This is a genomic window from Mammaliicoccus fleurettii, assembly GCF_002018435.1.
Lineage (GTDB): Bacteria > Bacillota > Bacilli > Staphylococcales > Staphylococcaceae > Mammaliicoccus > Mammaliicoccus fleurettii.
This window is the reverse complement of the sequence record NZ_MWJM01000027.1, coordinates 1-12293: the sequence shown is the minus strand read 5'-3', so window position 1 is coordinate 12293 and position 12293 is coordinate 1. Positions and strand designations below refer to the sequence as shown.

Genomic DNA, 12293 nt, shown 5'->3' with positions numbered 1-12293 from the left:
TATATTTTGTTAATACCCTAGAAAAACCAAAGGTTGATTACATCTAAAGATATTACACAAAATTATGGACTTGACTCCTCTTACGGACATTTCTCAGAATTATGTCCCTTAGCACCACTCTTACGGACATTTCTCGGAATTATGTCCCTAACAACACCTCTTACGGACATTTCTCGGAATTTTGTCCCTTAGCACCACTCTTACGGACATTTCTCAGAATTTTGTCCCTTACAGCACCTCTTACGGACATTTCTCAGAATTTTGTCCCTTACAGCACCTTACAGTCCCCTTCTTACTTAGCATCGCCACGCTACGTAACGCTCATTCCTTCATAAATCTCTTACCTCTCTATCCCCACACTAAAAAAACACCAATCTGTTAATCGTAATTAACGGATTGGTGTTCTATTTCTATATATGACCTTCTATATCTTAGTCTACTTTTACTTTATTGTCTTGTAGTTCTTGCTCGTTCCACCATAATGCATCTTTTGGATTTTTCACGGCATGGTCAAATTCTTTTTCAGATGATACTGTCGGATATGATCCTTTTAATGCTTTTCCTGAAGTTGTCTCAAATAGTACTAGTATTGTTAAAAATCCTATTATACTTACAGCTGTTAAATAATATGCTGGTGCTAATGGATTTTGTGTTGCGTGTACTAACCATGTTGAAACTAACGGTGTTGTACCACCAAATATTGAAACAGACACATTAAATGTAACGGCTAATGTACGGTAACGAACGTCTGTATAGAATATGCTTGGTAATAAACTTGGCATTGCGCCTTCATATGTTGATAAGAAGAATCCAAGTATGAATATACCTAATGATACGAACATTAATTGGTTAAGTCCCATTAAATAGAATGACAATAATGAAAATGCTGTTAAACCAAATGTACCGAGTAGTACGACTTTTTTGTTTCCTACTTTGTCACTTAAGCGTCCGAAGAAGAACGCTAGTGGTACCATTACGACCATTACGCTTGTAATTAATACTGTACTCACTGTAGAAGAAATACCAATTACTTCATCTAAATATGATGGCATATATGAAAGTAGCATATAATTTGTAATATTAAAGAATGCTACTGTGATAAAGCATACGAAAATATCTTTTTTATGATTTTGAATAATTGAACCGAATGATTCTGGTTTTTCTTCATTATCTGATATTTCATTTTCAAAAATTGGTGTTTCGTCTAAGTTTTTTCTTAAGTATAAACCTACTAAACCAAGTGGTGCTCCTAAAATAAATGGAATTCTCCAACCCCATGCTTGCATTTGTGCATCTGATAATCCAATAAATAAACCACTAGCTAATAATGATGCGAGTATGTATCCTGCTAAAGTACCTATTTCTAAGCCACTACCTAAAACGCTTCTTCTGTTATCTGGAGAAGATTCAGCAATATATACCATTGCGCCAGCGTACTCTCCACCTGTTGAGAAGCCTTGAATAATTCTAGCGATTAATAATAGTACTGGCGCCCAAATACCAATTTGGTCGTATGTTGGTAATAGACCAATTAATAAAGTTGAAGCTGCCATTAATACGATCGTTGTAGTGAGGACTGTTTTTCTACCGAGTTTGTCCCCAATTCGACCAAATATAATACCACCGAGTGGTCTCATTAGAAATGCAATCGCAAATGTAGCGAAAGTAAATACTAATTTCAATTCATCATTTTCAACAGATGTGAAGAAATTTTTACTGATGATAATTGCTAAATAAGAATAAAGACCAAAGTCAAACCATTCCATAGCATTACCAATACCTGTTGCATAAACACTTTTCTTAGTTTGCTTCATATCTACAACATTGATTTTATTTTTGTTGAATTTCATGTGTTAGTAAACTCCCTTTCAATATAGTTATGTATATTAACAGATTGAAAAATTAAAACAACTGTAATAATACACTTTTGTAAAAGGTTATCACTTGTGAAAAGTACCACAAACATACAAGCTTATTAGCCTCATAAGTGGTCAACCAATTTTGTAAAATTTCTCTTTTTTCTTGAATTTTTCGAAAAAATCCCCCTCAACAGACAGTGCAAGAAAATAGTCAGACGCTTAAAATTGGATTATAATGGTAATAACAATTTATCTATAAATGGAGGTTAAATTCATGAAACATTATGATACTTTAATCATTGGTTTTGGGAAAGCTGGTAAAACACTTGCTAAATTTTTAGCGGGAAAAGGTCAACAAATTGCAGTTGTTGAACAAGATTCTAATATGTACGGAGGTACTTGTATTAACGTAGGTTGTATACCTAGTAAAACTTTATTACATGAAGGTACTGAGCATCATTCATTTTCAGAAGCGATGAATCGTAAAAAAGATGTTGTATCTGCTTTAAACAAGAAGAATTTCAATAATCTTGATTCAGATGACAACATTGATGTATATACGTATAAAGCTCAGTTCAAAGACAATGAAACAGTCATTCTTATAGATAAAAATGATAAAACTGTTGAAACTATTCAAGCCACTAATATTATAATTAATACTGGTAATCGTTCAAATATACCAGACATTAAAGGAATTAAATCTACTGAAAATATTTATGATTCTAAAGGCATAATGTCATTAGATAACTTACCAGAAGAACTTGTAATAGTTGGAGCTGGGTATATTGCCTTAGAGTTCGCGACTATTTTTACAAATCTAGGTAGTAAAGTAAAAGTGATTAATAACAATAAACACGTATTAGTTACTGAAGATAAAGATGTCGCATCTAAAATATATGAAGAGTTTATAAATAGTGGCATTGAATTTATAGACGAAGCTGAAGTTACAGAATTTTCAACTGAAGATAATCGTCCAGTTGTGCACACATCTCAAGGTAAAGTTGTAGGAGATGCAGTATTACTTGCTACTGGTCGTGTTCCAAATACAGACCTTGCTTTAGAAAATACTGATATAGAGCTTGGAGATCATGGTGAAATTAAAGTAAATAAATACTTACAAACTACAGTAGACCATATATATGCAGTTGGTGATGTTAAAGGCGGCGCACAGTTCACTTATATTTCATTAGATGATTACCGAATTGTAAAAGATCATTTAACAGGTGACAAACAACGTACTACTGAAAATAGAGGACACGTTCCATACACAGTATTTTTAGACCCACCACTTTCACGTATTGGATATACTGCAAGTAAAGCTAAAAAAGAAGGCTATAATATTAAAGAAGGACAACTTGAAGTTAAAAATATTCCACGCCATAAAGTAAATAATGACGATAGAGGATTATTTAAAGTAGTAGTAGACGCAGATACTAATCTGATATTAGGTGCTAGTTTATATGGTAAAGAATCAGAAGAAATTATTAATTTGATTAAACTTGCGATGGACCAAGAAGTACCATATACAACATTAAGAGATAATATATACACACACCCTACAATGGTAGAATCATTTAACGATTTATTTAATATATAGAATATTGGAAAGAAGCTGAGACAATTAATTTGTCTCAGCTTCTTATTTGTTGGAAGTCTATGTTGGTTGTTGGGCAAGTCTTGATAAGTTCGGGCTCTATTTATCATGTTAGGCCAGTCTTGCAATATTCAGATGTCCTATTTATCATGTTGGACCTGTCTTGATAAATTCACGGGCCCTATTTATCATGTTGGACCTGTCTTGATAAATTCACGGGCCCTATTTATCATGTTGTGCCTGTCTTGATAAATTCACGGGCTCTATTTATCATGTTGGACCTGTCTTGCAATATTCAGACGTTCTATTTATCATGTTGGACCTGTCTTGATAAATTAGAGCTCTCTATTTATCATGTTGGACCTGTCTTGATAAATTCAACCGCTCTATGTTGCTAGTCGGCCCTGTCTTGCAATATTCAACCGCTATATGTTGCTAGTCGACCCTATCTTGCAATATTCAGACGTTCTATGTTGCTAGTTGGGCCTGTCTTGCAATATTCAGACGCTCTATTTCTCCCTTTTCTCATCTACTAATCTCTTCATTATGGATAATGGTCCGGTTGAAGCAATTGTTGAAATATATTGTACAAATTCATCTATCGAGACTTGTTCATGGTCTGAGACCCAATATTTTATCATCGACATCATAGACCCAATTACATAACTTAAATAATAATTGACTGGTATACCAAAGACATCTTCTTTATTTCCTATTAAATGCATTAAGTTACTTCTCACTATGTCCGCTATTTGTTCTTCAATCTTACTTTTTCTCTCTAAATTAAATATAATTTGATAAAATTCTAGATTTTCACTTATATGCCTAATGACATTTTTTATAATTTTTTCTGAAAAGTCTTCGATAAAGGTTTCAGCATTTTGATTATTTATATCTAATTTTCTAAAATCTACAAAGCTCTTTATTTTTTCAATTTGTTCGTCTTCCATTTCTTCAAGCAACGCATATTTATCTTCATAATTTAAGTAAAATGTTCCTCTATTTACATCAGCTAAATCTGATATTTGTTGTATTGTAATATATTCAATATTTTTTTCTTTTAATAACTGTATAAATGCATTTTTAATAGCTTTTTTACTTTTTCTAACTCGTCGATCTTCTGCCATAATTTTAAAATCTCCTTTTTTTAATGAACATATATTAAAGTTTTGTTCATTAATAGACGTATTATTCTTAATTGACCATTGTGTATATGTTGAATTCCATTATAATAAACAATGTTATTAATAATCAACACCATGTTCATTAAAAGGAGATAAATTATGAATATTTTTAAAAAGAAATTATTTTGGCTAACACCTATTATTGCAATCACGATTCTTATACTTTTAGCAATCGCATTTATTCCAGCATACAATCCAGAACCTAAATCCATACCAATTGCGATTGTAAATCAAGATAAAGGGACAACCATGCAAGATAAGAAATTGAATATCGGAGAATCTTTTTTTGAAAAAATTAAAGACAATAAAGATCTTTCTGAAAAAGTGAAATGGATAACAGTCGATAATAAAAAAGATTTAGAACAAGGTTTTAAAGACAATAAATATTACGGCGCATTAATTTTAGATAAGAATTTTTCAAAAGATTCAATGAGTAAAGTACAAAAAACTGTTCAAGATGCAAAAATAAAAGAAATGACAGACAAAATTAAAAGTGGTGAAATCCCACCAGAACAAGCTAAAAAAATGCAAAGTCAAAACAAAGTTGAGCCTGTAAAAGTTAAGCAAGGGCAAGTTGAAATCATTGTGAACGAAGGTGCAAGTATGCAAGGATCACAATTAGCTACAACTATGCTTACAACAATTGGTGACCAACTTAACACACAAATTTCTAAACAAAGCATACAAACTTTAGAAAAAATGAAAGTAGACGTTGCGCCTTCTGACATTCAAGGGATAACAAATCCTGTAAAGGTTGATAAAAATAATATAAACAAAGTAAAATCACATCAAGGAAATGGAAATATGCCATTCCTCATGTTCACACCAGTTTGGCTAGCATCATTAGTTGGATCTGTGTTACTATTCTTCTCATTTAGAACGAGTAATAGTATTACAGTGAAAAATCGCATAATTGCTTCATTAGGACAATTAGGCGTTGCCATTGCCACAGCATTAGTTGGTGGATTCGGATATATTTATTTCTTAACCGGTATACTAGACGTAACAATTGATCATCCTAATCGAATCGCACTATATATATCCATAGCAATATTGTCATTCATTAGTTTAATACTTGGATTTATGACATGGCTAGGTATAAAAGTAGTACCATTATTTATGGTGTTGTTATTCTTTAGTATGCAACTCATCATGCTACCAAAACAAATGTTACCTCAGTTCTATCAAGATTATATGATAGGCTGGAATCCATTTAGACATTACGCTGACACTCTAAGAGAACTATTGTATTTAAATCATAGTATAGAACTTAATAGCACAATGTGGATGTACATCGGATTTATTATCTTCGGAGGCATATCCACAATCTCGGCAGCAATCATAAGAAAGCACAATCCAAAAAGAACGGAAGTACCATCTTAATAAAAATAAAAAGACCTCTCCCAATCCGATAAACTTACTTTCGGATGGGCGGGTCTTTTTTATTTTGCATCGTTTATTAAAGGGGGAGGTCTTAGGGTTAGTCTTACAATTTCCTAACTATAATATTTCGCGTGCTGCTAATACCGCTTCTTGAGTAAGTTCATGGCTATTTACCCACGTTTCACTCACTGTTGCGTTACGTTCTTTAAATATTTGTATTACGCGTTCGCTTTGTTCTTTTGTTACGATTGGGTCTCTTTCACCCATTGATAAAAAGACATTAAAGTCTGATAGATCTTTATTGTTATTTTGTAAATCTACTGGATATAATGGTGCGAATAGTAATGCTTTTTTGAAAGGTGTTTCTTCTCTTAAAATAATGTTGATTGCGATATTCGATCCGTTTGAAAAGCCTACTGGTATAACGTCTTCTAAGTTAAATTCATATTCTTTTGCAGATTCTTCTATAAATTGATATAGTTCTTTCCCTCTATATTCTAAATCTTCTACGTCATATTCACCTTCAGCTAATCTTCTAAAATATCTTGCCATACCGTTTTCAGATACTTCACCTTTAACACTTAATACACTATAAGTAGGGTCTAACATTTCTGCTAATGGTAACAAATCTCTTTCGTCTCCACCTGTACCGTGTAATAACAAGAATACTGGCTTACCTTGGTCACCTTGTTTAAATATATGATTCATTCTTTTCATCTCCATCCTTATTGTGGTCTTTCGATTGTAAATGTTTTACCGATTTCAGCATAATCATTGCCTGCAAGTCTGCTTACTGCGCCTAATTCATCTTTAATAATATAGCCATTATCATAAATCGCTTCATCGAAATGATAATATTTTATTTCTAAAAGTAGTAAGTCTGATACAGGTTGATCACCATTTTTAATGACGACATCTTCTTTTAACACTGCTTCAAATCGTACTTTACTTTGTTTTAAACCTGGAACTGATACCTCAACAGAATTTACAGTTTCAAATTCAGTGCGATCCATTTCACTTTTATCCGGACCTAATAACGCTGCAGTTTGATTCGCATCTTCTACATTATCTGTATCAACGATATGCACAACCGCTTCTTTATTCTGTAAAATATTACGTGCTGTATCTTTCGGTTTACCGTTCACTCTTTGTACTGCTATAGACAATATTGGAGGGTTCGAAGATACAATGTTGAAAAAGCTAAATGGTGCTATATTCAACAATCCACTGTCAGATTGTGTTGTAACAAGTGCTATCGGTCGTGGAATGACAGAACCAATTAATAATTTATAATTTTCTTTTTGTGTGAGTTCTTCAGGTCGTAACTTCTTCATTAGAACCTCTCCTTTTAATGTCATTATTATTTTCTGCTAGTATCAAATGGTTTAACTTCAGATTCAATGAAGTCACGTTTTGCTTCTAAGAATGGTGGTAATGCTAGGCTTTCACCTAATGTTTCATAAGGTTCGTCTCCCATAAATCCTGGTCCATCTGTAGAAACTTCTATTAATATATGTCCAATTCTTGCATATAAAGCTTCAAAATAGAAACGATCAACATTACCTGAGTTACCAATACGTAATTCATTATATTTTTCTTCCCATGCTTTAATTGCGTCATGGTCTTTCAATCTGAATGATACGTGGTGAACTTCTCCGTAACCTTGTCTTGCTTCTGTACTTTGGTCATCTTTTCTTAAAATCACTTGACCACCGTTACCGCCTTCTCCAACTTCAAGAAGTGTTACATCATCTTCTTCCATAATTGGTATCATACCGAAGACTTGTTTCATTACAGATTTAAAGTCATCATAATAACTTACTGTAATTTCAATTGGGCCTAAACCATAGATTGCTTTATCTTCAGGTACTGGACCATTTTTCCAAGGAATACCTGGTTTAACACCTTTATTTAATTCGTCAGAAATTAATTGGTATCTTTGACCATCTTCTTCTTCAAAAGGTAATACTTTTTTACCAAATAAATCTTGTGTACCGTCATGTTTTACGCCAAATTCTTCAAAACGATTCAAGTAATATTCTAGGGCTGCATCATTAGGTACTCTGAATGCTGCACGGCTAATTGAGTTTGTACCTCTGCTACCTTGAGGGTTGTTTGGAAAATCAAAGAATGTCATGTCTGTTCCTGGTGAACCTTGATCATCTGCGAAAAATGTATGATACGTATAAATATCATCTTGGTTTACTGTTTTCTTAACTAAACGCATACCTAAAATTTCTGTGAAAAATTTATAGTTTCTTTCTGCATCATTTGTCATTGCTGTTACGTGGTGGATTCCTAAAAGTTCATTGTTATTCATTATAAATTCCTTCTCTCTTTTATTTTTATATTTGATTTTATTTCGATTTCGAAATAATTTGATGTAAAAAATTATGCGCCAATCCTACTCAGTAGAAAATGCGCTTATCTTTTTGAGTGCTCTGCGAAATATAGCAAGTTCTTCGTCATCTAATATAGAGAATGCTTTCTCTATCGTTTCAGCATGTTGTGGAAAAATCTGTTCCATGAGCGCATGCCCTTTTTCAGTAAGTACAGCATACGTAATACGTTTATCTTCAGTATCTTGTCGACGTGTTACATAAGCTTTCTTAACTAATTGGTCAATGACATAAGTTGTACTACTACTTGCTATTAGAATACGTTGTTTAACCTTTTGAATAGGCTGATCACCTTTATGATACAAAAGTTCCATCACAGCAAATTCAGTAATATTCAAACCATAGTTCTTCATATCTTGCTTCACAATACGGTCTAACGTGTCATTCGTACGCTTTATACCTACTAAAGCTTTTAATGATTCCTCTGTTCGGTCCATGTCATCACCTATCTGTATATTATTTCGATTTCGAGATAATTATAACGTGGCTAAAAATAAAAGTCAACAGTTTTGAGTATAAAAATTATACTAATTTGAAAATATGGCGATATCGGGATATTTTGGGGGCTCTATTTAGCTTGTTGTGCCAGTCTTGATAAATTCGGGCGTCCTATTCATCATGTTGGACCTGTCTTGATAAATTCACGGGCTCTATTTATCATGTTGTGCCAGTCTTGATAAATTCACGGGCTCTATTTATCATGTTGGACCAGTCTTGCAATGTTCAGCCGCACTATGTTGCTAGTCGGCCCTGTCTTGCAATATTCAGACATTCTATGTTGCTAGTCGACTCTGTCTTGCAATGTTCAGCCGCTCTATGTTGCTAGTCGGCCCTGTCTTGCAATATTCAGCCGTTCTATGTTGCTAGTCGGCCCTGTCTTGCAATATTCAGCCGTCCTATTTATCATGTTGGACCTGTCTTGATAAATTCTCGGACTCTATTTATCATGTTGTGCCAGTCTTGATAAATTCACGGGCTCTATTTATCATGTTGGACCAGTCTTGCAATATTCAGACGTTCTATGTTGCTAGTCGGCCCTGTCTTGCAATATTCAGCCGTCCTATTTATCATGTTGGACCTGTCTTGATAAGTTCGGGCGCTCTATTTTTTCAATATTCTAATAAATTTAATTTATTTGCTTTTTAAAAACTAATCACATATAATCCTTATTGAAATACTATGTTTTACAATAATTAATATTGGGGTAATGGGATGAAGGCTTTTGATTTAATTGGAAATACACCGCTCGTACTATTAGAGCATTACAGTACTGACAAAGTAAAAATATATGCCAAACTAGAAAGTTATAACATAGGCGGAAGCATCAAAGATAGATTGGCTAAGCATTTAATTGAACAAGCAATTGCTCAAGGTGAACTTAAATCTGGGGATACAATAGTAGAAGCTACTGCTGGTAATACTGGTATTGGACTTTCTATTGTAGCTAATCATTACAATATCAACTGTGTTATCTATGCACCTGAAGGATTTTCTGAAGAAAAAATGAGTATAATGAAAGCTTTAGGTGCTGATGTTAGAAGAACACCTCGTTCTGAAGGCATGATTGGTGCTCAACAATATGCTAAGAAATTCGCTCAAGATCATAATGCTTATTACATTAATCAATTTGGAAACAAAGAAAATCCACAAGCTTATGTAAATACATTAGCATCAGAAATACTTGAACAATGTCCTGACATCAAATACTTTGTTGCTGGTGCTGGTTCAGGAGGTACTTTTGCAGGAACCGCTTCAGTAATGAAACAACATGATGTCCATAATATCATTGTAGAACCTGAAGGCAGCATTCTAGCTGGTGGAGCAGAACATTCTCATGATACTGAAGGCATTGGTGTTGAAAAGTGGCCGATTTTTCTAGATCGTTCTTTAATTCATGACATTAAAGTCATTAGTGATCAAGATGCATTTAACAATGTGTCTAGACTTGCATTAAATGAAGGTATTCTTGCTGGTAGCTCATCTGGCGCAGCACTGGAAGCCGCAATACAAGTTTCCAAAGAAATAGAACAAGGACATATCGTTGTTGTCTTCCCAGATAGTAGCGATCGTTATATGTCTAAAAATATATTTAACTACGGAGGAATATAAAATGAATAAAAAAACTTTACTTATACATGGTGGAAAAACAACTGACGCATATACTGGAGCTGTAACAACACCAATATATCAAACGAGTACATACGAACAAGATGCTATTGGTGAATTGAGACAAGGATATGAATATTCTAGAACTGCTAACCCTACTCGTACTGCATTAGAAACTTTAATTGCTGATTTAGAACATGGTACAAATGGTTATGCATTTGGCTCAGGAATGGCAGCTATATCTGCTGTTATTATGTTATTAGATAAAGGTGACCACATTTTAATAAACTCAGATGTTTACGGTGGTACTTACCGTGCCTTAACTAAAGTGTTCACACGCTTTGGCATTACTTTTGATTTTATCAATACAACTAACATCGAAAATATCGAATCTTCTATTAAAGAAGAAACTAAAATGTTATTCGTAGAAACACCTTCAAATCCTTTATTACAAGTTACGGATATTAAAGCAGCAAGCAATGTTGCTAAAAAGCATCACATCTTAACTGTTGTTGATAATACATTTATGACACCTTATTATCAAAATCCTTTAGATTTAGGAGCAGATATCGTACTTCATTCTGCAACAAAATATTTAGGTGGTCATAGTGATGTTGTTTCAGGACTCGTTGTTACTGCAAATGAAAGTCTTGGAGAAAGAATTGGATTCATCCAGAACTCTACTGGAGGTATACTTGGACCACAAGATAGCTACTTATTAACACGAGGTATTAAAACACTAGGTTTAAGACTAGAACAAATTAACCGTAACGTTAAAGAAGTTGTTGAATTATTAAAAAATCACGACAATGTTGTTAAAACTATCCACCCATTAAACGAAGACCATGTTAACCGTGATGTACATTTTGAACAAGCATCAGGATATCCAGGTATCATTTCTTTTGAAGTAGCAGACGTAGAAAAAGCAAAAGAAGTTATAAAACATACTAAACTATTCACTTTAGCAGAAAGTTTAGGTGCAGTAGAAAGCTTGATTTCAGTACCAAGTTTAATGACACATGCATCCATACCAGCTGAAATTAGACACAAAGAAGGCATCGCAGACGGTATGATCAGACTATCTATAGGAATAGAAGATACAGAAGACTTAGTAGCAGACTTAAATAACGCATTAAATCAAATATAAAATGTAGAACCCTAGGACGCGTATTGATAAGATACGCGCCCTAGGGTTTTTTGTAGGAATTATAATGGACTAGTCGGTATCAATTGACGTGCTATTTATCATGTTGTGCTTGTCTTGATAAGTTCACGAGCTCTATTTATCATGTTGGACCTGTCTTGCAATATTCAATCGCTCTATTTATCATGTTGTGCCAGTCTTGATAAATTCACGGACTCTATTTATCATGTTGGACCAGTCTTGCAATATTCAGCCTCTCTATGTTGCTAGTCGACCCTGTCTTGCAAAATTCGGAGGCTCTATGTTGCTAGTCGACCACGTCTTGCAATGTTCGGAGCCTCTATGTTGCTAGTCGGACCTGTCTTGATAAATTCACGGGCTCTATTTATCATGTCGACCCTGTCTTGATAAATTCGAGTCACTTTATACCCTTTTCCAACCAAAAGAGCTGAGACAATTTATTTGTCTCAGCTCTAATTTTTAAAATTTCAATTTATCTGGTCTGTAAAATACAATAATTACTGATGCTACTAGGAAGAATGCCATTGCTATATACAATGGAAAATCTATACTAATATCAAATGCTGCGCCGGCTACTAAGGGTCCGATTAAGTTACCGACACT

Annotated in this window: 10 protein-coding genes; 4 read left to right on the top strand and 6 right to left on the bottom strand. The window is 33.7% G+C overall.

The window, feature by feature from the left end:
- Window positions 1-431: 431 nt before the first annotated feature.
- Window positions 432-1850: an MFS transporter gene (locus tag B2G86_RS12570; RefSeq protein WP_078358534.1), complete on the bottom strand. Its 1419-nt coding sequence runs from the start codon at window positions 1848-1850 to the stop codon at window positions 432-434.
- A 283-nt stretch (window positions 1851-2133) separates the two neighbouring features.
- Between B2G86_RS12570 and merA the strand changes: the two genes are divergently transcribed.
- Window positions 2134-3456, top strand: a complete 1323-nt coding sequence (gene merA, locus B2G86_RS12565) for a hypothiocyanous acid reductase MerA (protein WP_078358533.1) — start codon at window positions 2134-2136, stop codon at window positions 3454-3456.
- A 506-nt stretch (window positions 3457-3962) separates the two neighbouring features.
- On the opposite strand, the gene B2G86_RS12560 is transcribed toward merA, so the two are convergent.
- The gene (locus B2G86_RS12560; protein ID WP_078358532.1) at window positions 3963-4580 is read right to left on the bottom strand and encodes a TetR/AcrR family transcriptional regulator; all 618 of its coding nucleotides are present in this window, start codon (window positions 4578-4580) and stop codon (window positions 3963-3965) included.
- 156 nt (window positions 4581-4736) lie between these two features.
- On the opposite strand from B2G86_RS12560, the gene B2G86_RS12555 reads away from it, so the two are divergent.
- A complete protein-coding gene (locus B2G86_RS12555) occupies window positions 4737-6020 on the top strand; it encodes a YhgE/Pip domain-containing protein (protein ID WP_078358531.1) in 1284 nt (427 codons plus the stop codon).
- Window positions 6021-6137: 117 nt separating this feature from the next.
- Here B2G86_RS12555 and mhqD read toward each other — a convergent pair whose 3' ends face one another.
- The 4 genes from mhqD to B2G86_RS12535 all read right to left on the bottom strand — a co-directional run bounded on the left by mhqD (window position 6138) and on the right by B2G86_RS12535 (window position 8856).
- Window positions 6138-6728, bottom strand: a complete 591-nt coding sequence (gene mhqD / locus B2G86_RS12550) for a methylhydroquinone degradation carboxylesterase MhqD (RefSeq protein WP_078358530.1) — start codon at window positions 6726-6728, stop codon at window positions 6138-6140.
- Between the two features lie 17 nt (window positions 6729-6745).
- Window positions 6746-7354, bottom strand: coding sequence for a flavin reductase family protein (locus B2G86_RS12545; RefSeq protein ID WP_078358529.1), 609 nt, complete (start codon window positions 7352-7354; stop codon window positions 6746-6748).
- Between the two features lie 26 nt (window positions 7355-7380).
- Window positions 7381-8340 (bottom strand): ring-cleaving dioxygenase MhqE, encoded by a 960-nt coding sequence (gene mhqE, locus B2G86_RS12540; RefSeq protein WP_078358528.1) that lies wholly within the window; start codon window positions 8338-8340, stop codon window positions 7381-7383.
- An 84-nt stretch (window positions 8341-8424) separates the two neighbouring features.
- Complete coding sequence (locus B2G86_RS12535) at window positions 8425-8856, bottom strand: MarR family winged helix-turn-helix transcriptional regulator (protein WP_078358527.1); 432 nt, start codon at window positions 8854-8856, stop codon at window positions 8425-8427.
- Window positions 8857-9631: 775 nt separating this feature from the next.
- On the opposite strand from B2G86_RS12535, the gene B2G86_RS12530 reads away from it, so the two are divergent.
- Window positions 9632-10528 (top strand): PLP-dependent cysteine synthase family protein, encoded by an 897-nt coding sequence (locus B2G86_RS12530; RefSeq protein ID WP_078358526.1) that lies wholly within the window; start codon window positions 9632-9634, stop codon window positions 10526-10528.
- Window position 10529: 1 nt separating this feature from the next.
- On the top strand, window positions 10530-11672 hold the full coding sequence (locus B2G86_RS12525) for an aminotransferase class I/II-fold pyridoxal phosphate-dependent enzyme (RefSeq protein WP_078358525.1): 1143 nt from the start codon (window positions 10530-10532) through the stop codon (window positions 11670-11672).
- Window positions 11673-12293: the final 621 nt, after the last annotated feature.